This window comes from Kitasatospora sp. NPDC054768, assembly GCF_053612025.1.
Window position 1 is genome coordinate 1 of the sequence record NZ_JBSHBN010000128.1, and the last position, 26,586, is coordinate 26,586.

The 26,586-nt window shown below is 73.6% G+C and carries 24 protein-coding genes and 1 pseudogene; 15 read left to right on the top strand and 10 right to left on the bottom strand.

What is annotated here, in order from left to right:
- Positions 1-132 precede the first annotated feature (132 nt).
- The 3 genes from ACWGKU_RS29820 to ACWGKU_RS29830 are packed head-to-tail and all read right to left on the bottom strand — an operon-like array spanning position 133 to position 3,416.
- Entirely contained in the window at positions 133-1,533 is a 1,401-nt protein-coding gene (locus ACWGKU_RS29820; protein WP_452180116.1) for an ABC transporter substrate-binding protein, read from the bottom strand.
- A 51-nt stretch (positions 1,534-1,584) separates the two neighbouring features.
- Positions 1,585-2,487, bottom strand: a complete 903-nt coding sequence (locus tag ACWGKU_RS29825) for a carbohydrate ABC transporter permease (protein WP_452180115.1) — start codon at positions 2,485-2,487, stop codon at positions 1,585-1,587.
- The gene (locus ACWGKU_RS29830) at positions 2,484-3,416 is read right to left on the bottom strand and encodes a carbohydrate ABC transporter permease (protein ID WP_401051576.1); all 933 of its coding nucleotides are present in this window, start codon (positions 3,414-3,416) and stop codon (positions 2,484-2,486) included. Before ACWGKU_RS29830 ends, ACWGKU_RS29825 begins: the two co-directional genes overlap by 4 nt.
- A 226-nt stretch (positions 3,417-3,642) precedes the next feature.
- Here ACWGKU_RS29830 and ACWGKU_RS29835 point away from each other — a divergent pair, with 226 nt between their 5' ends.
- Complete coding sequence (locus tag ACWGKU_RS29835) at positions 3,643-4,329, top strand: SMI1/KNR4 family protein (RefSeq protein WP_401051573.1); 687 nt, start codon at positions 3,643-3,645, stop codon at positions 4,327-4,329.
- A gap of 68 nt (positions 4,330-4,397) precedes the next feature.
- Here ACWGKU_RS29835 and ACWGKU_RS29840 read toward each other — a convergent pair whose 3' ends face one another.
- From ACWGKU_RS29840 to ACWGKU_RS29850, 3 genes are all read right to left on the bottom strand, one after another.
- Entirely contained in the window at positions 4,398-5,159 is a 762-nt protein-coding gene (locus ACWGKU_RS29840; RefSeq protein WP_452180114.1) for an SDR family NAD(P)-dependent oxidoreductase, read from the bottom strand.
- On the bottom strand, positions 5,156-6,565 hold the full coding sequence (locus ACWGKU_RS29845) for an MFS transporter (RefSeq protein ID WP_452180113.1): 1,410 nt from the start codon (positions 6,563-6,565) through the stop codon (positions 5,156-5,158). The genes ACWGKU_RS29840 and ACWGKU_RS29845 overlap by 4 nt, the downstream gene beginning before the upstream one ends.
- Before the next feature lie 77 nt (positions 6,566-6,642).
- On the bottom strand, positions 6,643-7,221 hold the full coding sequence (locus ACWGKU_RS29850; protein ID WP_452180112.1) for a TetR/AcrR family transcriptional regulator: 579 nt from the start codon (positions 7,219-7,221) through the stop codon (positions 6,643-6,645).
- A gap of 152 nt (positions 7,222-7,373) precedes the next feature.
- Here ACWGKU_RS29850 and ACWGKU_RS29855 point away from each other — a divergent pair, with 152 nt between their 5' ends.
- Positions 7,374-7,847 (top strand): DoxX family protein, encoded by a 474-nt coding sequence (locus tag ACWGKU_RS29855; RefSeq protein ID WP_452180111.1) that lies wholly within the window; start codon positions 7,374-7,376, stop codon positions 7,845-7,847.
- A 76-nt stretch (positions 7,848-7,923) separates the two neighbouring features.
- Here ACWGKU_RS29855 and ACWGKU_RS29860 read toward each other — a convergent pair whose 3' ends face one another.
- Together ACWGKU_RS29860 and ACWGKU_RS29865 are read right to left on the bottom strand one after the other, a co-directional pair.
- Positions 7,924-8,235, bottom strand: coding sequence for an MTH1187 family thiamine-binding protein (locus ACWGKU_RS29860; RefSeq protein ID WP_375875015.1), 312 nt, complete (start codon positions 8,233-8,235; stop codon positions 7,924-7,926).
- An 87-nt stretch (positions 8,236-8,322) separates the two neighbouring features.
- Positions 8,323-9,804, bottom strand: a complete 1,482-nt coding sequence (locus ACWGKU_RS29865) for a SulP family inorganic anion transporter (protein WP_452180117.1) — start codon at positions 9,802-9,804, stop codon at positions 8,323-8,325.
- A gap of 748 nt (positions 9,805-10,552) precedes the next feature.
- Between ACWGKU_RS29865 and gcl the strand changes: the two are divergent.
- The 4 genes and pseudogenes from gcl to ACWGKU_RS29885 form a co-directional block, all read left to right on the top strand.
- Positions 10,553-11,938: pseudogene (gene gcl / locus ACWGKU_RS29870) on the top strand (glyoxylate carboligase); the annotation flags it as partial.
- 185 nt (positions 11,939-12,123) lie between these two features.
- A complete protein-coding gene (locus ACWGKU_RS29875) occupies positions 12,124-12,612 on the top strand; it encodes a glutathione peroxidase (RefSeq protein ID WP_380551748.1) in 489 nt (162 codons plus the stop codon).
- 233 nt (positions 12,613-12,845) lie between these two features.
- Positions 12,846-14,051, top strand: a complete 1,206-nt coding sequence (locus tag ACWGKU_RS29880) for a hypothetical protein (RefSeq protein ID WP_452180110.1) — start codon at positions 12,846-12,848, stop codon at positions 14,049-14,051.
- A 142-nt stretch (positions 14,052-14,193) separates the two neighbouring features.
- A complete protein-coding gene (locus ACWGKU_RS29885) occupies positions 14,194-15,462 on the top strand; it encodes a metallophosphoesterase (protein ID WP_401055012.1) in 1,269 nt (422 codons plus the stop codon).
- Between the two features lie 110 nt (positions 15,463-15,572).
- Here the strand turns inward: ACWGKU_RS29885 and ACWGKU_RS29890 are convergent, their stop codons facing one another.
- Positions 15,573-16,496: a LysR family transcriptional regulator gene (locus ACWGKU_RS29890; protein ID WP_452180109.1), complete on the bottom strand. Its 924-nt coding sequence runs from the start codon at positions 16,494-16,496 to the stop codon at positions 15,573-15,575.
- Between the two features lie 96 nt (positions 16,497-16,592).
- Here ACWGKU_RS29890 and ACWGKU_RS29895 point away from each other — a divergent pair, with 96 nt between their 5' ends.
- The 6 genes from ACWGKU_RS29895 (at position 16,593) to ACWGKU_RS29920 (ending at position 21,825) form a co-directional block, all read left to right on the top strand.
- Positions 16,593-17,297 carry a succinate dehydrogenase cytochrome b subunit gene (locus ACWGKU_RS29895; RefSeq protein ID WP_401048602.1) on the top strand — a complete coding sequence of 235 codons (705 nt, stop codon included), beginning with the start codon at positions 16,593-16,595 and terminating at the stop codon, positions 17,295-17,297.
- A 26-nt stretch (positions 17,298-17,323) separates the two neighbouring features.
- Positions 17,324-19,267: a fumarate reductase/succinate dehydrogenase flavoprotein subunit gene (locus tag ACWGKU_RS29900; protein ID WP_452180108.1), complete on the top strand. Its 1,944-nt coding sequence runs from the start codon at positions 17,324-17,326 to the stop codon at positions 19,265-19,267.
- Positions 19,264-20,001, top strand: coding sequence for a succinate dehydrogenase/fumarate reductase iron-sulfur subunit (locus tag ACWGKU_RS29905; protein ID WP_359913819.1), 738 nt, complete (start codon positions 19,264-19,266; stop codon positions 19,999-20,001). The genes ACWGKU_RS29900 and ACWGKU_RS29905 overlap by 4 nt, the downstream gene beginning before the upstream one ends.
- A gap of 336 nt (positions 20,002-20,337) precedes the next feature.
- Entirely contained in the window at positions 20,338-20,643 is a 306-nt protein-coding gene (locus ACWGKU_RS29910; RefSeq protein ID WP_401048604.1) for a hypothetical protein, read from the top strand.
- 130 nt (positions 20,644-20,773) lie between these two features.
- Positions 20,774-21,460 carry a DUF6232 family protein gene (locus ACWGKU_RS29915; RefSeq protein ID WP_401048606.1) on the top strand — a complete coding sequence of 229 codons (687 nt, stop codon included), beginning with the start codon at positions 20,774-20,776 and terminating at the stop codon, positions 21,458-21,460.
- Positions 21,457-21,825 carry a hypothetical protein gene (locus ACWGKU_RS29920; protein ID WP_401048608.1) on the top strand — a complete coding sequence of 123 codons (369 nt, stop codon included), beginning with the start codon at positions 21,457-21,459 and terminating at the stop codon, positions 21,823-21,825. Before ACWGKU_RS29915 ends, ACWGKU_RS29920 begins: the two co-directional genes overlap by 4 nt.
- Before the next feature lie 154 nt (positions 21,826-21,979).
- On the opposite strand, the gene ACWGKU_RS29925 is transcribed toward ACWGKU_RS29920, so the two are convergent.
- Complete coding sequence (locus tag ACWGKU_RS29925; RefSeq protein WP_452180107.1) at positions 21,980-22,924, bottom strand: DUF2797 domain-containing protein; 945 nt, start codon at positions 22,922-22,924, stop codon at positions 21,980-21,982.
- Positions 22,925-23,144: 220 nt separating this feature from the next.
- On the opposite strand from ACWGKU_RS29925, the gene ACWGKU_RS29930 reads away from it, so the two are divergent.
- From ACWGKU_RS29930 to ACWGKU_RS29940, 3 genes are all read left to right on the top strand, one after another.
- A complete protein-coding gene (locus ACWGKU_RS29930; protein WP_401048610.1) occupies positions 23,145-23,465 on the top strand; it encodes a hypothetical protein in 321 nt (106 codons plus the stop codon).
- 275 nt (positions 23,466-23,740) lie between these two features.
- Complete coding sequence (locus ACWGKU_RS29935; RefSeq protein ID WP_452180106.1) at positions 23,741-25,882, top strand: restriction endonuclease; 2,142 nt, start codon at positions 23,741-23,743, stop codon at positions 25,880-25,882.
- Positions 25,883-26,056: 174 nt separating this feature from the next.
- On the top strand, positions 26,057-26,586 hold a 530-nt coding region (locus ACWGKU_RS29940), incomplete at its 3' end, for an ABC transporter ATP-binding protein (protein ID WP_452191641.1).

The following is a 26,586-nucleotide window of genomic DNA, read 5'->3' on the forward strand; positions in this document are numbered from 1 at the left end:
CGCGCGGTGCGCGGGGCGGGCCGTCGTCGTGCCGGCGTCCGGCCGCAGCGGTTCCGATGGTCAGCCGCGGCGGCTCCGGCGTTCGACCGCGGCGGTTCGGCCGCGGCCTCTCCGGCGATCGGCCGGGGCGGTTCAGCCGACCGAGCTGTTGTAGCTCTCGATCGCCGGCTGGAGCTCCTTCGCGGCGTCGGCCAGGGCCTGCTGGGCCGGCTTGGTGCCCGCGATGGTCTGCTCGATCGCGGTCTCCACGCCCTTGCGGGCCTGCGGCATCACGCCGAGCAGGCAGCCGGCCGTGGCCGGGGTCGGCTTGGTGGCCTTCAGCTGGTCGATCGCGGTCTGGAACTGCGGGTACTTGGCCACCCACTCCTTGTCCTTGGGGTCGTCCAGGGACTTGGTGTTGACCGGGAAGTAGCCGGTCCCGGTGTGCCAGACGGCCTGCTGCTCGGGGGCGGAGACGAACTTCTCGAACTCCCAGGCGGCGCGCTTCTCGGCGTCCGAGTGGCCGGGGCCGCTGATCCACAGCGAGGCGCCGCCGATCACCGGGCCGCCCTGGTCGGCGGCGTCGACCTTGGGGAAGGCCGCGGTGCCGACGCCGAACTTCGCGGCCTCGGTGTAGCCGCGCAGCACGCCGGTGGACTCCAGGTGCATCGCGACCGTGCCGGCCTTGAACGCGGCCTGGGCGTCGTCGGTGGTGCGGCCGGTGTTGGCCGCGTAGCCGCCCTTGACCAGGTCGGCCCACCACTGGACGATCCGGGCGCCCTGGGCGGAGTCGAAGACGACCTTGCCCGCCTTGTTGCCGCGGCCGTTGTCGTTGTCGCAGTACATGGCGCCGGACTCGGCGAGCAGCTGCTCCACGAACCAGCCGTAGATGGCGGCGCCGAAGCCGTACCGGACGGTCTTGCCGTCGGCGTCCTTCTTCGTCAGCTTCTTGGCCAGCTCGCCCAGCTCGTTGAGGTCCTTGGGCGCCTGCGCCGGGTCGAGGCCGGCCTCCTTGAAGGCGTCGGCGTTCAGGTAGAGCAGCGGCATCGAGGAGTTGAACGGCATCGACTGGAGCTTGCCGCCGACCGAGTAGTAGTTGCGGATGTTGGCGTCGAGGTCGTCCAGCGCGTAGCCGTCCTTGTCGGCGAAGGCCTGGGCCGGGACGGTCTGCTTGGAGTCGATCATGAACCGGGTGCCGATGTCGTAGACCTGTGCCAGGGCGGGGGTGCCCTTCTGCTGCACGGCGGCCTTGTACTTGGTGACCAGCTCGTCGTACTTGCCCTGGAACTGCGCCTTGACCTCGACCTTGCCCTGGTGCGCGGCGTTGAACTGGCCGACCAGCCCGTTCAGCACGTCGGCGTTCTTGCCGGTCATCGAGTGCCAGAACTCCACGGTGGTGACACCGGAGGCCTGGTCGAGCGCCTGGGCGCCGGGCGCTCCGGCGTCGGAGGAGCCTCCGGAGCCGGAACCGGAGCCGGAGCCGCTGGAGCTGCAGGCGGTCAGGGAAAGGCCGGCCACCAGCAGGGCCGCGAGCGCGCGCGCACTCTTCTTCACGAGGGTTCTCTCTCTATCCGGGAAAGCGGGGGACGTGGACGGGACACGCGGTCAGCGGACGGCGCCCGCGGTGAGGCCGCGGACGATGAAGCGCTGGCCGAAGACCACCAGGGCGAGGGTGGGCAGCAGGGAGAGCACGACACCGGCCAGGATCAGCCCGGGATCGGCCATCTCGGAGTCGCGCAGCGAGGTCAGACCGATCTGGAGGGTCTGCATGTTCGCCGTGCGGGTGATGATCAGCGGCCAGAAGTACTGGTTCCAGGCCGACAGGAAGACGTAGATCGACAGCGCCGCGAGGGCCGGCTTGTTGAGCGGGACGACGATCCGCCACAGGAAGCGCCAGTGGCCGGCCCCGTCGATCCGGGCCGCGTCGCGCAGTTCGCCGGGCAGCTGGCGGAAGGCCTGGCGCAGCATGAAGGTGCCGAAGCCGGAGGCCAGGAAGGGCAGCACCAGGCCGAAGTAGGTGTTGCCGAGCCCCCAGCCGGACAGCGTCAGGTAGTTGGGGATGATGATGGCCTCCCACGGGACCATCAGCGTGGCCAGGAACACCCCGAACACCACGGCCCGGGCCTTCATCGGCAGGAACACGAACGCGTACGCGGCGAGCACCGAGGTGAACAGCTGGGCGAGCGTGATGACGGTCGCCACGATCGCCGAGTTGGCGTACTGGCGGGCCAGCGGGATGGCCTCCACGGCGCCGGAGAAGTTCCGTCCGGTGACCGAGTGCGGCACCAGGGCCGGCGGGTAGGAGGAGAGTTCGGACGGGCCCATGAAGGCGCCGGCGATCGCGTAGTAGACCGGGAAGGCCACGGTGACGACCGCGACGGCGAGCAGCAGGTGGACGGCGGCGCGGCCGAGCAGGTCGCGCGGGGAGCGGCCGGCGAGGGCGCGGGCGCGCGGGCGGGGCGCCTCGGCCTGCGCCCCGGTCTCGGTCTCGGTGGTCAGGGTGGTCATGCGTAGTGCACCTTCCGCTCCAGGACGCCGAACTGGACGGCCGTGCAGGCGAGGACGACCACGAGCAGCACCACGGCCTGGGCGCTCGCGGTGCCGAAGTCGCTGGAGCCGTAGGCGAAGGCCTTCTCGTAGACGGAGTAGACGAGGGTCCGGGTGGAGCCGTCCGGCCCGCCCTTGGTGAGGATGTGGATCTGGCCGAAGCTCTGGAGCGCGTGGACGGTGGAGACCACGGTCAGGAAGAACAGGTTCGGTCCGAGCATCGGGACGGTGATCGAGCGGGCCAGCCGCAGGCCGGAGGCGCCGTCGATGCGGGCCGCCTCCAGGACCTCCCCCGGGATCGAGCCGATGCCCGCGGAGAGCACCAGCACGTTGTAGCCGAGGTTCATCCACACCGTGGTGACGGCCACCGAGAGCAGCGCGTACCGGGAGTCGGTCAGCCAGCCGACCGGGCCGAGGCCGACGTGCGAGAGCAGGCCGTTGAGCACCCCGCTGGCGGGGTTGAAGAACACCGCGAAGACCACCGAGGCGCTGGCCACCGAGAAGGCGAAGGGCAGTGCGAACGCCGAGCGCAGCAGCCGCACGCCGCGGATCCGGTTCTCCAGGAGCAGCACCAGCAGCAGCGCGCCGAGCACCCCGGGCACCACGGTGAGCAGGGTGAACAGGGCCGTGGTCGTCAGGGTGCGGCCGAAGTCGGCCGAGGCGAACAGGTCGGTGTAGTGCTTCGTCCCCACGTAGCGGGAGGGCGCGCCGAAGAGGTCGTTGGCGTGCCCGCTGAGGTAGACGGTCCGGCCCAGCGGGTAGCCGATGAAGAGGACGAAGACCACCAGGGAGGGCAGCAGGAAGGCCCAGGCGAGCCCGTGTTCGCCCCAGCGCCCTCCCCGTGGGGAGCGGCGGCCCGGGAGGGGCCCGGTGTGCGGTGCGGTCGGCATCGTTCGCGCGTCCGCCTTTCGTGATGTCGGTTCCGGCCGAAACCGTGTCTTGCCCGAACGACGGCGTGGAAACCCCGTGGTGATCAACGGGTGTCGCCTGGATTACGCGTTCGCGTCAGATCCGGCCGGTCGTGCCCGGACGGGCGGCGGAGGGGCTGCGCACCGGCGGCGGGCGGGCTGTCGAGCGGTTCACCGCGTTGTCGGAGGGGTGGCGTACGGTGCGCGGGTGGACGAAACGGAATTCGACATCCCGGCGGCAATGGCCGAAAGTGTGCGCTCCCGCGCGGGTGCCTGGGCGCTCGTCAGGGGCTTCGCCGCCTACTGGGGCGAGCCCCTGGGGCCGGGCGACGGCTTCGCGGACGCGGAGCTGGACGCGGCCGAGCGGCGGCTGGGCCTGCGGCTGCCGGTGGCGCTGCGCGAGGCGTACCGGCTGTTCGGCCGCCGGGCGGACCTGACCAGCAGCCAGGACGTGCTGCTGACGCCGGACGAGCTGCACGTGCTGGACGGCGCGCTGGTGTACCGGGCGGAGAACCAGGGCTGTGCGCACTGGGGCGTGCCGCTGGACGCCCTCGACCGGGAGGACCCGCCGACGGTGGGCCGGCTCGACCTGGCGGACAAGTCACAGGAGCGGTGGGAGCCCTGGGAGGAGCGCTTCTCCACGGCGGCCGCGGCGATGGCGATGATGGAGAAGCTGCTGGAGGAGCACGAGCTGACCGACTTCCTCGAATTGGAGGACGAACTGCCGGACGGTCTCCTGGAGTTGCCCGCGCTCGGCCGCAACTTCCGCTGGTACCAGGGCCCGGAGGTGCTGGTCGGGGTGGCCGAGGAGGCCTGGGTGGCGGCCCGCGCCCGCACCCCGCAGGCGCTGGACGCGCTCTACGGGGTGCTGCCCGGGGAGTGGCTGGGCGAGTAGCCGGCCGGCGGTCGGGCGGAGGAGATTGCCGGGCGGAGGGGCGGAGGGCTGCCCGGCGGAGGGGCGGGTCAGGCGGAGGAGCCGCCGTCCAGCACCAGGTCGCTGCCGACGGTGTAGCCCGCCTCGTCGGAGGCCAGGTACAGCACCGCGGCGGCCACCTCCTCCGTCGCGCCGACCCGGCCGACCGGGACCTCGGCCCTCATCCGCTCGGCCTTGGCCTCGGCGTCCTCGCCCGGCCGGGAGGACATCGGGGTGTCCACCGCGCCGGGGCTGACGGTGTTGATCCGCACGCCCTCGGCGATGTGGTCGAGGGCGGCGGCCCGGGTCAGCACGGTGACCGCGGCCTTGCTGGCGGCGTAGGCGCCGACGCCCGCGATCCGCTTGTGGGCACCGAGATTGGACGAGACGTTGACGATCGCGCCGCCGCCGTGGGCCCGCATGTGGGCGATCTGCGCCTGCATGGCGAGCAGGGTTCCGGTGACGTTGACGCCGATCACCCGCCGCCACTCGGCCTCGTCGATGTCGGCGACCGGGCCGGCGGCGCCGAACACTCCGGCGTTGTTGACGGCGACGTCCAGGCCGCCGAACAGCTCGACGGCCTCCCGGACCAGCCGGGCGGCGTCCTGGGCGTTCGTCACGTCGCCGGTGAGCGCGACCGCCTTGCCGCCGGCCCGCTCGATCAGCTCGACGGTCCCGGCGAGCGGGCCCGCGCCGCGGCCGGCGACCGCGACCCGGGCGCCCTCACGGGCGAAGGCGAGCGCGATGGCCCGGCCGATGCCGCTGCCGGCGCCGGTGACCAGGACGGACTTGTCGGCGAAACGCGTGGTCATGAGGTGAACTCCTTGATGCGGTCGGCGTGTTCGGTTGCGGTGGGGCTGGTGGGGCTGATGGTCCGGGGCAGGGCGGCGACCGCGACGGCGGTGAGCGCCAGCCCGACGGCGGCCGCCGCGAAGGCCGCGGCGTAGCCGCCGACCACGCTCGGGCGGGTGGCGGCGAGCGCCATCAGGGCGGCCAGTACGGCGGTGGGGCCGAGTTCCATGGCCGTGTTGAACACTCCCGCGGCCAGTCCGGTGCGCTCGGGCGGCACCCCGCCGGTGGCGAGCACGGTCGCACCGGCGAAGGCCGCGGCGGCGCCGGCGGGCAGCAGGAGCAGTCCGGGCAGCAGTCCGAGGGCGTAGCCGCTGCCGGGGCCGAGCCCGGCCAGCAGGCCGAGTCCGGCGGCGGCCAGGGCGAGGCCGCCGGCGGTGACCGCCACCGGGCCGTACCGGACGCTCAGCGGGCCGGCGAGCCGACTGGAGAGCAGCAGGACGGCCGCGTACGGCAGGAAGGCGGCGGAGGTGGCCGCGGCGCTCCAGCCGCGCAGCTGCTGGAGGTAGAGCGACAGCAGGACGAAGGTGAGCGCGGTGCCGGCGGCGGTGGCCATGACGGCCGCGAGCGCGGTGGCCCGGCGCCGGTCGGCGAGGAAGCCGGGCGGCAGCAGCGGGTCGGCGGTGCGGCGTTCGGCGGCGGCGAAGGCCGACAGCAGGAGCGCACCGGCGACCAGCGGGCCGTACGTCCCGGGGCTGCGCCAGCCGTGTTCGGTGGAGGCCACCAGAGCGTAACTCGCCGCGCAGACACCGGCGGTGGCGAGGGCGGCACCGCGCAGGTCCAGCGCCGGGCGGGTGCCGACCGGGGCGGCCGCGGGCAGGGCCGCGGAACGGACGAGGCCGAGCAGGGCGACCAGTACGGGCACCGCGAACAGCCAGCGCCAGGAGACCGCCGCGGCGACCGCGCCCGAGACCACGCTGCCGACGGTGGCCCCGAGCACCGACAGACCGCCCCAGGTGGCCATCGCCCGCCGGTAGGCAGCCGGTTCGGGGTGCAGCACCCGGACCACCGCGACCGCCGCCGGGGCGGTGAGGGCGGCGCCGACGCCCTGCACGAAGCGGCTCGCCAGCAGGACGGGGTAGCCGGGCGCGAGGGCGCAGGCGATCGAGGCGGCGGCGAGCAGCGCCAGGCCGGCGCGGAGCACCGGGCGGCCGCCGTGGCGGTCCGTCAAGCGGCCGCCGAGCAGCAGCAGGGAGCTGAAGGAGAGCCCGTAGGCGGCGCTGAGCAGCAGCACCCCGGACGGGCCGAGCCCGAACTCCCGCGCCACCAGCGGCAGCGGCACGGTCAGGATCATGATCGTGAAGATCAGCACTGCCTGGACGACACCGAGCAGCGCGAAGCCGTACCGGCCGGTAGTGATGACGGCCATGTAAAACCCTCCCCCCTATAAAGACCGTTCGGTCAAGAATGAGCCCCGAAAAAGACGCCGGCCCGGGCCGGCCGGCGTCAGTCCAGCAGTGCCAGCGCCTGCTCGGCGGCGTCCCGCGCCCGGGGCGCGCCGTCGGCGGTCTTGCCCACCACCCGGATGCCCTGCAGCAGCACGACCAGCATCCGGGCGAGCGTCCGCGGATCCCGCCCGGCGGGCAGTTCGCCCTGCGCGGCGGCCCGCGCCAGGGCGGCGGTGAGCAGCGTCTCCAGGCGGTCGAGGCTCGCCTCCACCCGGCGGGACGCCGCCGGGTCGTGCGGGGCCAGCTCCACCGCCGTATTGGTGACGAAGCAGCCGCGCCGGCCCTCCTCCTCGTCCGTCACGGCGTACCGGCGGACCAGCGCCCTGACCGCCGGCAGCGCCGGGCCGGGCCGGGAGAGGTCGAGCAGCCGTGCCGAGTCGCTCTGCTCGCAGTAGCGCTCCAGCGCCCGCAGGTACAGCTCGCGCTTGCTGCCGAAGGTCGCGTAGATGCTGGCCCGGGCGATGCCGAGCCGCTCGACCAGGTCGGCCATCGACGTCGCCTCGTAGCCGCGCCGCCAGAACAGCTCCAGGGCCGCCTGCAGCGCCGCGTCCGGGTCGAATTCCTTCGTTCGCGCCATGCCGGGAACAGTAGCCCTTTCTGGACCGAGCGGTCAAGAAAGAGCAACTATTGGTCCAGACCTGATCTCTGACGGAGCATTGCCAAGTGGACTAGACCAAGGCTACCCTTACCGCTCCCATCCACCTCCTTCCCCCACAGGAGGCGTTTCGCATGCCCGCACACCGCCCCAACCACCCCCGGCAGACCGCCGACGCCGCCAGACCCGTCGTGCTGACGGCCTTTCGGATCGTCGTCGGCCTGCTCTTCGCCTGCCACGGCGCCGCCTCGCTGTTCGGCGTGCTCGGCGGCGCCAAGGGCGGCGGCACCGTCCCGCTCGGCCAGTGGCCCGGCTGGTGGGCCGCGCTGATCCAGCTGGTCGGCGGCGCCCTGGTGCTGCTCGGCGCCGGCACCAGGGTGGCCGCCCTGCTCTGCTCCGGCTCGATGGCCTACGCCTACTTCACCGTCCACCAGGAGCACGCCCTGCTGCCCCTGCAGAACGGGGGCGAGCCCTCGGTGCTGTTCTGCTGGGCCTTCCTGGCCATCGCGACGCTCGGCTCGGGCCCGTACGCCCTGGACCGACTGCTCACCCGCAGGCCGCCGGCCGCCGCGGCCGAGCCGGCGATCCGGCCGACGCCGACCGTCTGATCGGCCGGCCAGAGCCAACCAGCTTCCGGAGAAGCCCACCTGACGGTCCGTCGGTCGTCAACGGTCCGACTGGCCCTCAGCGGTCCGACGGGCCCCCGGCGGCCAGGTGCCGCTCGACCGAGGCGACCTTGGCGGTGAGGCCGTCGGTGACCCCGGCCCGGTCGTCGATCTTGATGACCGTGCTCACCCGGTTGCCGTACGCCTTCACCGCCTCGATCGCCGCCCTGATCACCGGCATCACCTCGTCCCACTCCCCCTCGATGCTGGTGAACATCGCGTCCGTGCGGTTCGGGAGACCGCTCTCCCGCACCACCCGGACGGCGGCGGCCACCGCCTCCCCCACGTCCTCGCCGATCCCCAGCGGGGTCACCGAAAAAGCTGCGATCACGGCTCTGCGCTCCTTGTGCTGGACGACACGGGTCGCTGGTCCGGGCCGACCCGAACCAGCGACCAGGCTAGAGCCTGCCTCCTGACCTCAGGCGACGCCAGGCAGCGGCGGGTCGACCGCCAGCGGCGCGGTGGAGCGGGCCCGGTGCTGGGCGGCCCAGGAGACCAGCGCCACCGTGCAGGCGTGGTCCAGGTGGCGCAGCCCGGACCAGTCCAGCTCCACCGGCCGGTCCGCCGGCAGCCGCTCCAGGGTGTCCAGCAGTCGGGGCAGCCGCAGGAAGGTGGCGTTGCCGCTCAGCCGCACCCGGTGCAGCGCCTCCCCGGTCGGCTGCGGCTGCTCCTCCACCGCGATCTGCAGGTGCGAGGTCTGCCAGGCGGACTTGGCCACCGCCAGGCCGACGCCGATCAGCACCCCCTCGAACAGGTCGGTGGCGATGATCGCGGCCGCCGTCACCACCAGCACCAGCGCCTCGCCCAGGTGCCCGCGGCAGAGCGCGACGATCCGGCGCAGCGGCACCAGCTTGGCGCCGGCGTGCACCAGGACGGCGGCCAGCGCGGTGAGCGGCACCAGCCCGAGCGCGCCGGGCAGCAGCGCGGTGAACAGCAGCAGCCAGCCGCCGTGCAGCACCCGCGAGGCCTTGGTGCGAGCGCCGGCCTGGACGTTGGTGGCACTGCGCACGATCACGGCGGTCATCGGCAGCGCGCCGAGCAGTCCGCAGACGGTGTTGCCGACGCCCTGGGCGGTGAGTTCGCGGTCGTAGTGGGTGCGCGGGCCGTGGTGCATCCGGTCGACGGCGGCGGCGCTGAACAGCGTCTCGGCGGAGGCGATCAGGGTGAAGGCGACGACCGTGCCGAGCCCGGCGGTGCCGGCCAGAGCAGTCAGCGACTCGCGGTCGGGCAGGTGCACCACGTCGAACAGTCCGGCCACCCGGATCCGGGCCACCGGCAGGTCGGCGACCGCGGTGACGGCGGCGGCCAGGCCGACGGCGGCCAGCGGGGCGGGGACGGCCCGGGCGGCGCGCTCCGGCAGGTACTTCCAGCCGACCAGGACCAGCAGGGTGCCGAGGCCGAGGGCGACCGCGCTCGGGTTGGCCGCGGCGGTCAGCACGTCGCCCAGGAGGGCGGGCAGTCCGGCGATCTTCTCCGGCCCGGTGGCGGGGGCGCGGCGGTCGGCGAGCGCGTAGAGCTGGCCGAACACCAGGGTCAGTCCGATGCCGGCCAGCATGCCGTGCACCACCGAGGCGGACATCGCCCGGAACCAGCGGCCGAGCCGCAGGGCGCCCATCGCCAGCTGGAGCAGGCCGGTGGCGAGCACCAGCAGGCCGAGCGCGCCGGCGCCGAAGCGCTGGACGGCGTCGGCGACCAGGACGGTCAGTCCGGCGGCGGGGCCGCTGACCTGGAGGCTGCTGCCGGGCAGCAGGCCGACGACCAGGCCGCCGACGATCCCGGTGACCAGCCCGAGTTCGGCCGGGACGCCGGAGGCGACGGCGACGCCGACGCAGAGCGGGAGGGCGACCAGGAACACCACCAGCGAGGCCGGCAGGTCATGGCGCCAGGGGACGGCGCGCAGGACGGCGGCCGGGGTGCGGGGCCGGCCCGGCGGGCCGTGCTTGCGGAGGCGGCCCGGCGGGCTGTCGCTCCGGTGGGGCGGCGGGTTCACCCGGTCACCACCAGGGACCGGGCAGGGGTGCAGCAGCGCATGGGGACGTTCCTTCCGCGCGCCCGCCGCAGCGGGCGCGCCGTTGCAAGGGCGGGGAGCACGAGGAAGAAGGGGAGCACGAGGAAGAAGGGGGGAAGGGACCGCGCCGGGGGCGGCGACAGCGGTACGGCCGCGGGTCCGGGCGGACCAGAGCGCGGCGGCGGGTGTCGGGTCGGTGCGGCCAGGGGGGTGCGTCCCTCGCTCGGGTGCGGCGGACCGGGCACGCTGGTCCTGGACGGGGCCACCGGCGGAGTTCACCCGCTCCGCGGCGCTCCCAAACCCCCCTGCCGCGGCCTCAGTTGGACGTCACGGGCCCGGCGTGCCACCGACGGTACCCAGCGCGGCGGGGCGGGCCGACGACCGGCACCGTCCCTTCACCGCCACTGCACACCGGCTGCGCTTCCCGGCGCGGAGCGTCCGGTTCCCCGGGTACACCAGCGCGACTGCCGTTCGGGCATGCGAATCCCTGCCGGTCCGGCCGCGCCGCGCCGCCCTGCTCCCGGCCCGTTCTCCCGCCCCGCCGCCGACCCACCGGCGCCCCGCCGCCACCCCACCGCCGACCCCGCCCGAGGCTTCCACATTCTGTTGAACTCCTCTTGACGCCCCGACGGACCCCGCCGTGCTGGAGGCCGCGCAGGTCCCCGGCGTGTTCCAGCAGGCCTTCCACCTGATGCGCTCCGGCCGCCCCGGCCCGGTCCTGATCGACCTGCCGATCGACGTCCAGCTCACCGAGATCGACTTCGACCCGGAGGCCTACCAGCCGCTGCCGGTCTACAAGCCGGCCGCCAACCGCACCCAGATCGAGAAGGCCGTCGCGCTGCTCCAGCGGTCCGAGCGCCCGCTGATCGTCGCCGGCGGCGGCGTCATCAACGCCGACGCCGGCGAGCTGCTGCTGGAGTTCGCCGAGCTCACCGGCGTCCCGGTGGTCCCGACCCTGATGGGCTGGGGCATCGTCCCGGACGACCACCGGCTGAACGCCGGCATGGTCGGCCTGCAGACCTCGCACCGCTACGGCAACGAGACCTTCCTCGCCTCCGACTTCGTCCTCGGCATCGGCAACCGCTGGGCCAACCGCCACACCGGCGGCCTGGACGTCTACACCGCGGGCCGCACCTTCGTCCACGTCGACATCGAGCCCACCCAGCTCGGCCGGATCTTCGCCCCGGACCTCGGCATCGCCTCCGACGCCAAGGTCGCGCTGGAACTGTTCGTCGAGGTGGCGCGCGAGCTGCGGGCCGCCGGCACCCTCAAGGACCGCGGCACCTGGGCCGCCTCCACCCAGGAGCGCAAGGCCCTGCTCCAGCGCCACACCCACTTCGACGACGTGCCCCTCAAGCCGCAGCGCGTGTACGAGGAGATGAACAGGGCCTTCGGCCCGGAGACCCGCTACGTCACCACCATCGGCCTGTCCCAGATCGCCGGCGCGCAGCTACTGCACGTCTACCGGCCGCGGCACTGGATCAACTGCGGCCAGGCCGGCCCGCTCGGCTGGACCGTCCCGGCCGCGCTGGGCGTCGCCACCGCCGACCCCGGGGGCCAGGTCGTCGCGCTCTCCGGCGACTACGACTTCCAGTTCATGATCGAGGAGCTGGCGGTCGGCGCCCAGCACCGCATCCTGTACGTCCACGTGCTGGTGAACAACTCCTACCTGGGCCTGATCCGCCAGGCGCAGCGCAACTTCGACATCGACTACCAGGTCAACCCGGAGTTCGAGAACGTCAACTCCCCGGAGCTGGGCGTCTACGGCGTCGACCACGTCAAGGTCGTCGAGGGCCTGGGCTGCAAGGCGATCCGGGTCACCGAGCCGCAGGGCCTGCTGCCCGCGTTCGAGGAGGCCAAGAAGCTGGCCGCGGAGTTCCGCGTCCCGGTCGTGGTCGAGGCGATCCTGGAGCGGGTCACCAACATCTCGATGGCCGCCGCCGACATCGACAAGGTCAACGAGTTCGAGGAGACGGCCACCCTCCCGGAGCACGCCCCGACGGCCATCAGGCCGCTGGCGCTCTGAACGCGCGCTCGACCCGCGGCCGCTCGCGCGGACCGGTCGTGCGGGGGCGGACGAGCCGCTCCGCACGCCCCCACGCGCCCCCGCACCCGGAACACCGGCACGCCGACCGCGGTTGATCAGGTCACGGCCGCTACCGTGGCCCCGGAAGAGGCCCGGCCCGACGACTCCCCGAAAGGACCACTCCCGTGAGCCTGTACGACATCCCGCTGCGCACCCTCGACGGCGCGGCCACCTCGCTGGCCGACCACAAGGGCAAGGCGCTGCTCATCGTCAACGTCGCCTCCCGGTGCGGCCTGACCCCGCAGTACGAGGGCCTGGAGCGGCTCCAGAAGCGGTACGCCGGGCGCGGGTTCACCGTGCTGGGCTTCCCCTGCAACCAGTTCGCCGGGCAGGAGCCGGGCAGCGCCGAGGAGATCCGCACCTTCTGTTCCACCACCTACGGCGTGACCTTCCCGCTGTTCGAGAAGATCGACGTCAACGGCGAGGACCGCCACCCGCTGTACGCCAAGCTCACCGAGGTCGCCGACGCCGACGGCCAGGCCGGGGACGTCTCCTGGAACTTCGAGAAGTTCCTGATCTCCCCGGACGGCACCGTCGTCGCGCGCCTGCGCCCCCCGGTCGACCCGGAGGCGCCGGAGCTGATCACCGCGATCGAGGCCGCACTGCCGGCCTGACCGCGCGCGCACCACGAAGGCTCGGGGCCCGCAGCCCCGGGCCTTCGCCGTGTGCGCACCCGGGGAGGACGCGCCGGGGCCGGGGCGAAGGGCCGGGCGCCGTGTCGGCTCCTGCCCGCGCCGGCGGCTGTTCCGGGGTCCGCGTCGGCCCTCCTCGGGGTGTTGCGGACATGCTCAACGCGCCCTACCGTGTGTGGCCCCGTTGATCCATTTCGCACGGAGGGCTCACCTTGATGTTCCGTCACGTCAGAACAGCGGCACGAGCGCTGCTCGCGGCCGGACTGCTCGTCACCGGCACGATCGCCGGCGCCTCGCCGGCGGCGGCCGCTGCGGCGCCGACGGCCCTGACCGCGTCCGACTACACCCTCACCTCGGACTACCACCAGTACGACACACTCAACTCGGCGCTCGCCACGACGCTGGGGACCTCCGCCGTGCACACGGTGATGGAGAACGCGAACCACGACCGGCAGCCGCTCCCCGCGTCCTTCTCCGTGGCCGGCCTGTCCACCGGCTTCCGGTTCGACGACGGCGACAACTCCGACTGCCAGAGCTTCCCCCAGGGCATCACCACGAGCCGGGACGCCGTGGGGACGGCGAACAGCGGCAACTACGACGGCCACCAGCTCGTGCTGGTGAGCTGGTACACCAAGGACGGCTGCGACGGCGCCCAGCAGCGCAGCCGGATCACCCTGGCCGACTGGGACGCCACCTACCCCAACAAGTACCGCAAGATCCTCCTGGTGGAGCCGACCGGAACCGCGGCCGCGCCGGACTTCAAGGACATCCCGATCCACGCCGGCGGCGTCTCCTGGTACGGCGACTACCTCTACGTCGCCGACACCGGCCGCGGCATGCGCGTCTTCGACATGCGCAAGATCCTCAACACCGACACCGGCGGCACCGCCGACCGGATCGGCCGCCAGTCCGGCTCCGTCTACTACGCCCACAACTACGCGTACGTGCTGCCCCAGATCGGCACGGTCACCGCGCAGACCGCCACCGGACCCAAACTGGTGTGGTCGTCGATCTCCCTCGACCGGGTCAGCAAGTCGATCGTGATGACGGAGTACACCTGCCAGGCGGACTGCGTCGACTACCCCAACCGCCCGCCGAGGGCCGTCCGCTTCCCCTTCGCCCCCGGGGCGACGACGTTCGCCGCGACGACGACCGCCGGCCAGGCCCTCCAACTGCCCTGGTACAACCTCAACGGCGTGGCCTCCCACAACGGCCGCTGGTGGTTCAACTCCTCGGGGCAGAAGAAGCTCTACTACTGGACCCCGACCGCCGGCCCCTCGACCTTCGCCTGGGTGGGCGGCGGCGAGAGCCTCTCGTACTGGGAGGACGCCACCGAGCCCGACCTGCTGTGGTCGCTGCAGGAGACCACGGGCGGACGCAACGTCTTCGCGGTCACCCAGTCCACCTACGGCGGCGGCTGAGGCCCGGGCCCGGTCCGGGGTTTCACGGACCGGATGACGAGGGCGGCCCCCGGATGGGCCCGGCGGCAACGGTCTGCCGGATGATGGGGATCGAGGGCACGGCAGCGGATGTGAGGGCAACGCGGTGACAGCAGGCGAATCCATGGAGTTGGAGTCGGGACACCGGTCGGCGGACCGCGAGGGCCCGGAGACCGTCGTGGCCGCCCCCCGGCCCGCCGCGGGCACGGAGGCCCCGGGCGGGGGTGCCCGGCGCCGGCGTTCCCTGGTCCGGCGGCTGACGGTCCTCGTGCTCGTCCTCGTCCTCCTGTGCCTGCCGCCCTGGTGGACGCTGTTCGCCTCCGGCGCCGACTGGCCGTTCCCGGTCCTCCTGGCCGGCACGGTCGTCCTCGCCGGCTGGCTGGTCTCCTTCCCCTTCCTGATGGTCGCGGGCCACGGGCGGCGGCGCAGCGACCGGGCCGCCCGCGTCGCGGACACCAGCCTCGGGATGATCTGGGTGCTGTTCACCTGGTCGGTGCTGGGCGGCGCGGTGAACCTGGTGCTCGTCGGGCTCGACGTCGGCGGCACCGACCGGGCCAGGGCGGTGGCCGTGGCCGTCGCCGTGGTCTCGGCCGGGCTGCTGGGCTGGGGGCACCACGAGGCGATGCGCGTGCCCCGGGTGAAGCGGGTGGACGTGCGCGTCCCGCGGCTCGGCGCCGGTCTGGACGGGACCCGGGTCGTGGTGCTGGCCGACACCCACTACGGGCCGATCGACCGGGCGGGCTGGTCGGCGCGGGTCACCGAGGCGGTCAACGCGCTCGACGCGGACGTCGTGGTCCACGCCGGCGACATCGCCGACGGCACCCCCGCCCAGCGCCGGGAGCAGTCCGCGCCGCTCGGGACGATCCGGTCGCGGCTGGCCAGGGTCTACGTCACGGGGAACCACGAGTACGGCAGCGAGGCCCAGGGCTGGCTGGACCGGATGGCGGACCTGGGCTGGGAGCCGCTGCACAACCGCCACGTGGTGGTGGAGCGCGGCGGGGACGCCCTCGTGCTCGCCGGCGTGGACGACGTGACCGCGGAGTCCTCCGGCCTGGCCGGACACCGCGCGAACCTGCTCGGCGCACTGGCGGGGGCGGACCCGGCCCTGCCGGTCCTGCTCGTCGCCCACCAGCCCAAGTACGTCCCGCAGGCCGCTGCCGCCGGCATCGATCTGCAGGTCTCCGGGCACACCCACGGCGGCCAGATCTGGCCGTTCAACTTCCTCGTCCGCATCGATCAGCCGGTGGTGCACGGCCTGAGCCGGCACGGGGAGCGGACCCAGCTCTACACCAGCCGCGGCACCGGCTTCTGGGGCCCGCCCTTCCGGGTCTTCGCCCCGAGCGAGATCACCCTGCTCACGCTGCGCTCGGGCGGAACCCCGCCCGCCGCGTAGCGGGCCCGTCGCCCGCCGGATCCGCTGACGGGAGCGCCCCGCCCCCTCCGCGCGGCAGGCCGTCCTCCGGCTACCCGCCCCCGGCCCCCGTCCTCCGCCTCGCGACGGGCTCACGGCAGCAACAGCCGGGTGCCCGGCGGCAGTTCGCCGTCGCGTGCGGCGTCGCGCAGGTGCGCCAACAGGGTCTCCCGCAGGGCCTCCGCCGCGCGGGTGGGCGGCACCTCGTGGCCGTGCGCGACGGCGATGGTGCGGCCGAGGCCGGGCCCGGCGAACGCGGTCACCGCGAGGCCGGAGCGGGCGGCCACCATGCCGGGGACGACGGCGGGCCCGAGCCCGGCCCGGACGAAGCCCAGCACCGCGTCCATCTCGCCGCCCTCCACCGCGAACCGCGGCTCGAACCCGGCCGCCCGGCAGGCCGCCAGGGTCGCCTCCCGGACGTCGTAGCCCTCCCGGAACATCACCAGCGGCCGGTCCTTCAACTCCGTCACCCGGACCTTGCGCCGGGCCCGCCCCTCGGCGGCGACCAGCACCAGTTCCTCGTGCAGCAGTTCGGTGACCGCCGGCGCGGGCTCCTGTTCCCCGCCCGGCCGGGTGATGATCAGCGCGAGGTCCAGCTCCCCCGCCGCCAGCCAGCCGACCAGATCGCGCGAGCCGCCCTCCCGGACCACCAGCGTCACCCCCGGGTAGCGGTCCCGGAAGACCCGCAGCACGTCCGGCACCAGGCTGGTGCACAGGCTCGGCGGCGCGCCCAGCCGGACCCGGCCGCGGCGCAGCTGGACCGTCTCCTGCACGGCCAGCCGGGCGCTCTCGGTGTCCGCGAGGATGCGCCGGGCCAGCGGCAGCAGGGCGTCCCCGGCGTCGGTCAGCGCGATGTTGCCCCGGGTGCGGTGGAACAGTTCGGCACCCAACTCCCGCTCCAGCGAACGGATCTGCTGCGAGAGCGACGGCTGGGCGACGTGTGCCGCCTCGGCGGCCCGGGTGAAGTGCCGGGTCTCGGCGACGGCCAGGAAGTAGCGGAGTTGCTGGAGCTGCACAGGGCCAGGATAGGCCGCATCGATAGTCAGTGCCTATCGTCACGAGCCGCATCATGTCTTGGACGCACCCGACCCACCGTCCCTACCGTTGCAGCCATGACAACCGCGACTCGGACGGCCCGGCACCCGTCCACCCTGGCGACCCTGTGGCGGTCGACCGTCGGCAAGAAGGCGGTCATGGCCGTCACCGGACTGGCCATGCTGCTGTACCTGGTCGCACACATGCTGGGGAACCTCAAGGTGTTCTTCGGCCCGGACGACATCAACGGCTACGCGGCCTGGCTGCGCACCATCGGGCAGCCCTTCCTGGGCCACGAGTGGTTCCTGTGGATCGCCCGGGCCGGCCTGCTGGCCGCCGTGGTGCTGCACGGCGTCTCCGCGTACCAGCTCAGCCGCCGCGACCTGGCCGCCCGCCCGAGCCGGTACGTGCACAAGCGCCGCCGGGCGAGCTACGCGACGAGGACCATGCGCTGGGGCGGGGTGATCCTGGCGCTGTTCATCGTCTGGCACGTCCTGGACCTCACCACGCTGACCGTGAACCCGGCCGCCGAGCACGGCCACCCGTACCAGAACATCGTGGCCTCCTTCGGCCGCTGGTACGTCGACGTGTTCTACGTCGTCGCGATGCTGGCCGTCGGCCTGCACGTCCGACACGGGTTCTGGAGCGCCGCACAGACCCTCGGCGCCAACAACGCCCGCCGCGACCGGGCGCTCAAGCTGATCGCGAACGGCCTGGCCCTGGTGCTGACGGCCGGGTTCCTGTCCGTCCCCGTGGCCGTGATGACCGGAGTCGTGAAGTGAGCAGTGGTGAAGCGAGCAGTGCTGACATGAGCTACCTGGAGTACACCCTCGGCGAGCCGGTCGCCGACACCAGGGCCCCCGCCGGCCCGATCGAACAGCGCTGGGACCAGCGGCGGTTCGACGCCAAGCTGGTCAACCCGGCCAACCGGCGCAAGCACACCGTGATCGTGGTCGGCACCGGCCTGGCCGGCGGCGCGGCCGGCGCCACCCTGGCCGAACAGGGCTACCACGTCGTCCAGTTCTGCTTCCAGGACTCCCCCAGGCGCGCCCACTCGATCGCCGCCCAGGGCGGCATCAACGCGGCCAAGAACTACCGCAACGACGGCGACTCGATCCGCCGGCTGTTCTACGACACCGTCAAGGGCGGCGACTTCCGCGCCCGCGAGTCCAACGTGCACCGGCTGGCCCAGGTGTCGGTGGAGATCATCGACCAGTGCGTGGCCCAAGGCGTGCCCTTCGCCCGCGAGTACGGCGGTCTGCTCGACACCCGGTCCTTCGGCGGCGTGCAGGTCTCCCGGACCTTCTACGCCCGCGGCCAGACCGGCCAGCAGCTGCTGCTCGGCGCCTACCAGGCGCTCTCCCGGCAGATCGCCGCCGGGAACGTGGAACTGCACCCGCGCACCGAGATGCTCGACCTGCTGGTGGTCGACGGCCGGGCCCGCGGCATCGTCGCCCGCGACCTCGTCACCGGCGAGATCCGCAGCTACACCGCGGACGCCGTGGTGCTCGCCAGCGGCGGCTACGGCAACGTGTTCTACCTCTCCACCAACGCCAAGAACTCCAACACCACCGCGATCTGGCGGGCGCACCGGCGCGGCGCGTACTTCGCCAACCCGTGCTTCACCCAGATCCACCCGACCTGCATCCCGCGCTCCGGCGACCACCAGTCCAAGCTCACCCTGATGAGCGAGTCGCTGCGCAACGACGGCCGGATCTGGGTGCCCAAGGCGCGGGGCGACACCCGGCCGCCGGCCGAGATCCCCGAGGAGGAGCGGGACTACTACCTGGAGCGGATCTACCCGTCGTTCGGCAACCTGGTGCCCCGCGACATCGCCTCCCGGGCCGCCAAGAACGTCTGCGACGAGGGCCGCGGCGTCGGGCCCGGCGGCCAGGGCGTCTACCTGGACTTCGCCGACGCGATCCGCCGGATGGGCCGGGACGCCGTCGAGGCCAGGTACGGCAACCTCTTCGAGATGTACGAGCGGATCACCGCCGAGGACCCGTACCGGGTGCCGATGCGGATCTACCCGGCGATCCACTACACGATGGGCGGGCTCTGGGTCGACTACGACCTGCAGACCACCGTCCCCGGCCTGTTCGCGATCGGGGAGGCCAACTTCTCCGACCACGGCGCCAACCGGCTCGGCGCCAGCGCCCTGATGCAGGGCCTGGCCGACGGCTACTTCGTGCTGCCGCCGACCATCAACGACTACCTGGCCCGCCACCCGCTGCCCGCCGTACCCGCCGACCACCCGGTGCTCGCCGAGGTGGAGGCCGAGGTCGAGGACCGGCTCAACCTGATCCTCGCGGTGGACGGCGACCGCACTCCGGACTCCTTCCACCGCGAACTCGGCGAACTGCTCTGGAACGAGTGCGGGATGGCCCGCGACGAGGCCGGACTGCGGCGGGCGCTGGAGCGGATCCCGCGGCTGCGCGAGGAGTTCTGGCGCCGGATCAAGGTGCCCGGCACCGGGCAGGAACTCAACCAGTCGCTGGAGAAGGCCAACCGGCTCGTCGACTACTTCGAACTGGCCGAACTGATGTGCCTGGACGCACTGCACCGCGCCGAATCCTGCGGCGGCCACTTCCGCACCGAGAGCCAGACCCCCGACGGCGAGGCCGCCCGCCGCGACGAGGACTTCTCCTACGCCGCCGCCTGGGAGTTCACCGCCACCGGCGCGGCACCCGTCCTCCACCGCGAGGAACTCGACTTCGAGCACGTCCACCCCACCCAGCGGAGCTACGCGTGAACCTCACCCTGCGCATCTGGCGCCAGGCCGGCCCGGACGCACCCGGCTCGATGACCACCTACCAGGTCAGCGGGATCAGCCCGGACATGTCCTTCCTGGAGATGCTGGACACCCTCAACGAAGAACTGATCACCCGCGGCGACCAGCCGGTCGCCTTCGACCACGACTGCCGCGAGGGCATCTGCGGCGCCTGCGGCATGGTCATCAACGGCCGGGCGCACGGACCCGAGCGCACCACCACCTGTCAGCTGCACATGCGGCACTTCCAGGACGGCGACACCATCGACGTCGAGCCCTGGCGGGCGGCGGCCTTCCCGGTGGTCAAGGACCTGGTGGTGGACCGCTCGGCCTTCGACCGGATCATCGGCTCCGGCGGCTACATCACCGCCCCCACCGGCAGCGCCCCCGAGGCGCACGCCACACCCGTCCCCAAGGAGGTCGCCGACACCGCCTTCGAGCACGCCGAGTGCATCGGCTGCGGCGCCTGTGTGGCGGCCTGCCCGAACGGCTCGGCGATGCTCTTCACCTCCGCCAAGGTGGTGCACCTCAACGTGCTGCCGCAGGGCGCGCCGGAACGGGCCGCCCGGGTGCGGAACATGGTCTCGGCCATGGACGCCGAGGGCTTCGGCGGCTGCACCAACACCGGCGAGTGCGCCACCGCCTGCCCCAAGGGCATCCCGCTGCCCAGCATCGCGGCGATGAACCGGGAGTTCCTGCGGGCCGCCCGCGGCTGACGACTCCCCTCCTGCGGTCGGCCCCCGTTCTGGTGCTCAGGCGGGGGCCGACGCCGTTTGCCGCGGGGCGTGCGGCGGTGGTTCGCGCTACCCGTACGGGTGGCGGATCCCGGCGGGCGGTGCTTCCTGACGGAGAATCGCGCTACGGTGGTGCTCCGCCACGGAAGGACGGCATATGCCCGAGGTTCAGTCCTGTTCCGGTTGCGGCGGGTCCGGGGGGACCCAGAAGACCGAGGCAACGGTCGAACTGGACGAGGAAGGAAGCATGGTGCCCAGCGTCCACACGTTCTGGTCGCCCTGCGGTCGGTGCCACGGATCCGGGACGGTGATCGTCGGATGAGGTTCGTCTTCGAGTGCGTCGAGTGCGGTGGGCACTATCTGCCGCCCGAGGAGATGGTGTACCCGGACGGGCCGGCCTCGCCGGTCTGGTGCGCCGCCTGCCAGAGCGCCAAGCACGCGGCCGGTGTCCGGGAGGACCCGCTGCTCGCCCGGGTCGCACTGGCCGCCGCCCGGGCCGCGCTGGCCGGGCGGGCCGCGGAGGCGGCCGAGCAGCCGGCCCGCGCCGACGTCCGCCCGTCCCGCCCGCCGCTGTCCCGCCGGGCCCGCTCCGGCCCGGGCGTGCTGCGCGGCAAGCTGAGCTGACGGCCCGCAGTCGGCAGTCGGCAGGGCATACGAACCGACGATATGTCAGTTATCGGGCACGACAATGAACTTGTGCAGACCCGGAACATGCTGGCACATTGTCCTCCCCTGCACGACAGTCTTGGGGGACATGGCCATGCAGCCGACCGATCCTGCCGATTCGACCCGGGCCGGCCAGACCGGCTCCTTCCCGTTCGTTCCGCCGCCGCCCGGCGGGCCGCCGACACCGGCCCCGTTCGGGCCGCCACCGCCCACCGCACCGCCGCCGGCCTTCGCGAGCGGTTCCACCGGTGCCCCGACCACCACCCGGATCGCGGTCACCAACCGCATCCTCTGGATCGGGCAGGCGGCGTACCCGCTTGCCAACGTGGCCAGGGTCGGCACCGCCCTGATCGTGCCCGGCCGGCGCCGCGCGCTCCTGCGGCTGCTCGCCTTCGCCCTGGTCGTCTTCGTGCCCGTGTTCGTGATCTCGCAGGCCACCGGCGGCTCGTCCTCGGACTCCGGGTCCGGCGGGATGGTCGTCGGCGCGTTGATCCTCGTGGCGGTCTACTTCCTGATCTTCACCTGGCCGGTGCTGCGCCGGCCCGACCTGTACGTGCTGGCCGTGGACACGGCGGGCCCGCCGACCGCGGTGCTGGCCTGGCACACCGCGCAGCCGGCGTTCGAGCTGCAGGCCGTCATCACCCGCGCGATCGAGAACCCGCAGGCCGAGTTCCAGCAGGTCGTCCAGAGCATCAGCGTGGACCTGCGGCAGTACCAGTTCGGCGACAGCGTCAACATCTACGGCGGCCAGGGAAACACGGGAGTCAGCAAGTGAGCGAGAACGAGCGCCCGAACGTCCAGTACGGCGACCGGGTCACCATCCACGGCGGCAGCAACAACGTCGGCATCCAGCACAACAACGGCCCGGCCGCCGACCAGGCCCTGCCGCCGGAGGTCGCCGCGCTGTTCGCCCGGCTCGCCGCCGTGGTCACCGAGCTGGCCCGGGACGGCCGGCTCCACGAGGCGGACCGGCAGAGCCTCGCCGAGGCCCTGCCGGTGCTGACCAGCCCCGCCGCCGAGGAGCCGGGCCGCCGGCGCAACACCCTGCTGCTGCTGGCCGGCCTGGCCCAGAGCGTCGGCGAGGCGGCCGCCCCGGCGCTGGGACTCGCGAACCAGCTCCTGGCCCTGATCAGCGGCTGACCGACCGGCCGGCGCCCGCTCGCGGGCGCCGGTCTGCACCGCGCCCCTCGTCTTCGCCTCCAAAGTGGTAGCAAATTAAAACCGCAAGGCCGAGGTCAGGCCCTTGCGGTTTTATTACGCAACCATACTGGTCGGAACGGTTCCGCGAACGCTCTCAGAACAGCGCCTCCTGGGTGTCCGGCTCCGGCGGACGCAGTCGCTCGCGCAGGGTCAGGCCCGTGGAACCGCGGCCGGTGACCGGGCCGAGCGTCCAGCCGGTGAGCAGCCGGGTGTCCAGCAGCAGCGGGCCGGAGCCGTCCGCCTGGTCGAGGAAGAGGTGCCGGCCCACCGGCGGCCGGAGCCGGCCCGCGACGACCGCGCCGTCGGCCAGCCCGACGATCTCCCGGTACACCTCCGGGGCGCCGCCGGCCAGGCCGTAGCGCTCGACGTGGTCGCCCACCGGGCGGTCGGCGAGCAGCTCCACGGCATGGCCGTCCAGCAGCCGGTGCGCCTGGGCACGGGCCTCGGCGAGCACCGTACGGCGGTACGGGGCGTCCCCGTGCGACCACCAGTGCTCGGTCTTGAGCCGGGACTTGTACCGCTCGCGGGCCAGGCCCGAGGCGGCGACGGTGAGTTCGGCGCGCCGGACCGCCGGCAGGGCGCCGCGGGCGGTGAACGCGTAGGCCAACGCGCCCTGTTCGAGCAGCCGGCTGTCGCCGCGCTGCTCGGCGGTGAGGCCGACCTTGAGCAGACCCTCGCCGAACCAGGCGAGGTAGAGCAGGTAGGTGCGGCCGTCGTCGAGGATCTGGTCCCGGGCCAGGGCGAGGCCGCGGTCCACGCTCTGGCACGCCGGGCACTGGGTCGCCCCGCCGGCCGGATCGATCACCGCGTGGTGCGGGCAGGGCGTGCGCTCCGTCGCCCCCGCCAGCCAGGCCCCGACGCAGCGGCGCGGGCCGCCCAGCAGCCAGCCGACCTCCGCCCCCGGCGCCACCTCGCGCTCGTGCACCCGGGCTCCGCACACGGCCCCGAGCAGGGCGCGGCCGTCCTGCCAGCTCAGGCCGGTGGAGATCCAGCCGGCGGGGCGGCCCTGGGGCTCCGGGTGCTGCGGGGGGATCGTCACGTCTCTCCTTGCCGTCGGTAGCCGTCGAGACTACCCGGTGCCACCGACAGGCCGGCCGCTCCCGCGGAGCCTCCGGGCCCTGGCGGGCGGGAGGCGGCCGGACCTCCGCTCGAACCCCGCTCGACGGGCCCTCGGGTCGACGTGACCCCGTCAAAACGCACGGCTAGCGTCCTCGTCAGTGAATCCCTCACGAACGATCCCCCTCGGGAAGGGAACAGCCATGCGCATTCTCCAGCGTGCCGCCGCCACCACCGGCGCTCTCGCCCTCGCCGCCTCGGGCCTGCTCCTGGCCGCCGGCCCGGCCTCGGCCACCACGACCGCGTTGAGCTGCAACGCGCCGTCCTACTTCACCGGCAGCGGCGGCCACGCGGGCGCCTCGATCCGCTGCGTCGGCTCGGCCTTCACCGGCCGGATCGTCTGTTACAAGCCGGGCTACGGCAACTACACCCACTACGGCAACCGCGTCGAGTCCGGCGGCACCTCGACCACCTGGTGCGACCTCGGGGCGACCATCCAGAAGGCCGACGCCGTCTCCTCCTGACCCCGCGACAGCACGGCGCGGGAGCCCGTGGGCCTGTCCGGCGACACACCGCCGGACAGGCCCGCGTCGGCTTCCGCCACCTCGGCCGCCACGCCCTCCGGCGCCGTCGCCCCGCCCGAAAGCCCCGCAGGTCACCGGCGCTTGGCCCGGCGGGGTGTTCACGTTCTATTGTTGCGGGCGCGGTCGGCGGCGCAGCCGGGAGGCGGTGCCGCGGCGGCCGGTCGGCGCGAGGCGAATGGGGTGGACGGACGGTGTCGGGGCGGCGGAGCAGCGGGGTGCTGGCGATCTGGGCGGAGGCGCAGCGACAGCAGCAGCGCCGGGAGGAGGCCCGGTGGCGCGCCGAGGCGGCGGAACTGCGCCGCCGGGAGCGGGAGCAGCGCGAGACGCAGAAGGCGGCGGCCCGCGACGAGCGCGAGGCGCTGCGCGCCCACCAGCAGTCGCGGGAGGCGGAGGTGGCCCGGCGGACGGCCGAACTGGACGCCCGGGTCGAGGAGTTGAGGGGGCTGCTGGCCGCCGGGCTGGCCGCGCCGGCCTTCGGCCCGCAGGCCCTGCTGGCGCCGCCGGCGGTGCCCCCGTTCGATCCTGGTCCGCTGGGCGAGCCGGTGCCGATGCCGGACCAGTCCTCGGCCCGGTACTTCGTGCCGCCGCCGGACCCGGTCCAGGCCCGCAACCCGGGGGTGCGGCAGCAGTACGAGCAGTACCTGGCCCAGGCCCGGGCCCGGTTCGAGCAGGACTGGTACGCCGCCCAGGCCCGGGAGGCGGACCGGCAGCAGCGGCTGGCCGGGTACCACCAGGAGTACCTGGCCTGGGCCGAGCAGTCCCGCCGGCAGCAGGAGGAGCTGGCCGCGCGGACCGAGGAGTTGCTGCGCCGGCTGCGGGCGGGTGAGCCGGAGGCGGTGCAGGAGTACTTCACCGCGGGCCTGTACGCCTCGGCGGCCTGGCCGGAGGGCTTCCCGCACCGGCTGGTGGCGGCGTTCGACGCCGGGAGCCGCCAGTTGGTGGTGGACTGGGAGCTGCCCGGGCCGGACGTGGTGCCGGCCGCCGCCCGGGTGCGGTACGTGAAGTCGGACGACCGCGAGGCCGAGGTGGCCCGCCCGGCGACGGAGCGCAAGGCGCTGTACCGGCAGGTGCTGGCGCAGTCGGCACTGCGGGTGGCGGCGGAGCTGTTCCGGGCGGACCGGGACGGGCTGCTGGACTCGGTGGTGCTGAACGGCTTCGTCCTCGGCATCGACCCGGCGACCGGCCGGGAGGCCGAGCGCTTCCTGTCCACCCTGACCGCGACCCGGGCCGGCTTCGCCGGCCTGGCACTGGACCGGGTGGATCCGTTGGAGTGCTTCCAGGGCCTGGGCGGCCGGCTGTCGGCGCGCCCGGAGCGGCTGGACGAGGTGCGCCCGGACCGGCGGCCGGAGAGCGTCGGCGGGATCCTGGCCGGGCACGGCGGCGAGGACGAGCCGGACCTGTTCGAGATGGACCCGCTGGAGTTCGAGGACCTGATCGCCGAGCTGTTCCGGCTGCGCGGCTTCCGGGTGATGACCACGGCCCGCAGCGGCGACGTCGGGGTGGACGTGGTGGCGGAGGACCTGGACCCGGTGACCGGCGGCAAGATCGTGATCCAGGCGAAGCGCTACAAGAAGACCGTCCCGCCGACGGCGGTGCGCGACCTGGAGTCGACCGTCCGCCACCACGGCGCGAACAAGGGCATCCTGGTCACCACCGCGGGCTTCGGCCGCGGCTCGTACAGCTACATCGAGGGCAAGCCGCTGACGCTGGTGAGCGGTCCGGAGCTGGTCGTCCTGCTCGCCGAGCAGGGTCTGCGCGGCCGGCTCGGCGGCGGGTCCGGGGATGCCGGCGCCGCCGCTGCCACCGCCACCACCGCCGCGAACGGCGGTCCCGAGGGGGCGGGCGAGACCGCCCTCACGGTGAGCTGGCAGAGCCGGACGGCCGGCGGGGACGCGGTGGAGCTGGACGTCACCGCGTTCCTGTGCGCGGGCGGCCGGGTGCTGAGCGACGAGCACTTCGTGTTCTTCAACAGCCCGCAGGACCCGGACGGTTCCGTCCGGCTGCATCCGACCCGCTCGGTACCGGGCGAGCCGACCCGGGCGGCCCGGCTGGCGCTGGACCTGCACCGGCTGCCGGCCGCCGTCGAGGAGGTGGTGGTCGCCGTGTCCACCGAGGAGGAGGAGCACCCGGCGCTGCCGCTCGGCTACGTGCACGGGCTGGCTCTCGCCGCCGCGTACGGGCCGGGCGCGGGCGGTCCGGACGCCTGGGCGGGACCGACCGGCGGGGTGCCGGACACCGCGATGCTGCTCGGGGCGTTCCGCCGGGGCGCCGGCGGCTGGGAGTTCAGCCCGTCCGGGCGGGTGGTGACGAACGGTCTGGCCGGGCTGGCGGCGGCCTTCGGCGTGGCGGTCGAGTAGTCGGCCGGGACCAGATCCCTCAGGGGCCGGCGTCATACCTGAGGAGGAGATCGCCCCCGCCACCCCGCCGGGTGGGCGGGGGCCGACCGTCCGCGCGGCATACACATCGCGTTCGAACAGCTTGGGATGATGTCACGGAGTTAAACATTCCGTTAATCCGTTCGAGGAGTCCACGTGACGTTCCCCGCAACCGCCGTCCACACCGGGCGGGCGGCCGCCCGAGCCACCAGCCTGAACAAGGTCTACGGGGAGGGGGAGACCCGCGTCGTCGCCCTCGACAACGTCAGCGTCACCTTCCCCCAGGGCGAGTTCACCGCCATCATGGGCCCGTCCGGCTCCGGCAAGTCCACCCTCATGCACTGCATGGCCGGCCTGGACACCGTCACGTCCGGCTCCTCCACCATCGGCGACACCGAGCTCGTCGGCCTCAAGGACAAGCAGCTCACCCAGCTGCGCCGCGACCACATCGGCTTCATCTTCCAGGCCTTCAACCTGCTCCCCACCCTGACCGCCCTGGAGAACATCACCCTCCCGATGGACATCGCCGGCCGCAAGGTCGACAAGGCCTGGCTCGACCGCGTCGTCGACACCGTCGGCCTCTCCGGCCGCCTCAGCCACCGCCCCTCCCAGCTCTCCGGCGGCCAGCAGCAGCGCGTCGCCTGCGCCCGCGCCCTGGCCGGCAAGCCCGACATCATCTTCGCCGA

Bases quoted from the DNA above. Each gene is read 5' to 3' on its own strand.
- ACWGKU_RS29845 (WP_452180113.1), bottom strand. From the start codon at position 6,565: ATGGCCGTCATCACTACCGGCCGGTACGGCTTCGCGCTGCTCGGTGTC.
- ACWGKU_RS29930 (WP_401048610.1), top strand. From the start codon at position 23,145: ATGCGCATTCTCCAGCGTGCCGCCGCCACCACCGGCGCTCTCGCCCTC.
- ACWGKU_RS29850 (WP_452180112.1), bottom strand. From the start codon at position 7,221: ATGGCGCGAACGAAGGAATTCGACCCGGACGCGGCGCTGCAGGCGGCC.
- ACWGKU_RS29825 (WP_452180115.1), bottom strand. From the start codon at position 2,487: ATGACCACCCTGACCACCGAGACCGAGACCGGGGCGCAGGCCGAGGCG.
- ACWGKU_RS29915 (WP_401048606.1), top strand. From the start codon at position 20,774: ATGGCCATGCAGCCGACCGATCCTGCCGATTCGACCCGGGCCGGCCAG.
- ACWGKU_RS29900 (WP_452180108.1), top strand. From the start codon at position 17,324: ATGAGCTACCTGGAGTACACCCTCGGCGAGCCGGTCGCCGACACCAGG.
- ACWGKU_RS29830 (WP_401051576.1), bottom strand. From the start codon at position 3,416: ATGCCGACCGCACCGCACACCGGGCCCCTCCCGGGCCGCCGCTCCCCA.
- ACWGKU_RS29855 (WP_452180111.1), top strand. From the start codon at position 7,374: ATGCCCGCACACCGCCCCAACCACCCCCGGCAGACCGCCGACGCCGCC.
- ACWGKU_RS29880 (WP_452180110.1), top strand. From the start codon at position 12,846: ATGTTCCGTCACGTCAGAACAGCGGCACGAGCGCTGCTCGCGGCCGGA.
- ACWGKU_RS29840 (WP_452180114.1), bottom strand. From the start codon at position 5,159: ATGACCACGCGTTTCGCCGACAAGTCCGTCCTGGTCACCGGCGCCGGC.
- ACWGKU_RS29910 (WP_401048604.1), top strand. From the start codon at position 20,338: ATGAGGTTCGTCTTCGAGTGCGTCGAGTGCGGTGGGCACTATCTGCCG.
- ACWGKU_RS29895 (WP_401048602.1), top strand. From the start codon at position 16,593: ATGACAACCGCGACTCGGACGGCCCGGCACCCGTCCACCCTGGCGACC.
- ACWGKU_RS29885 (WP_401055012.1), top strand. From the start codon at position 14,194: ATGGAGTTGGAGTCGGGACACCGGTCGGCGGACCGCGAGGGCCCGGAG.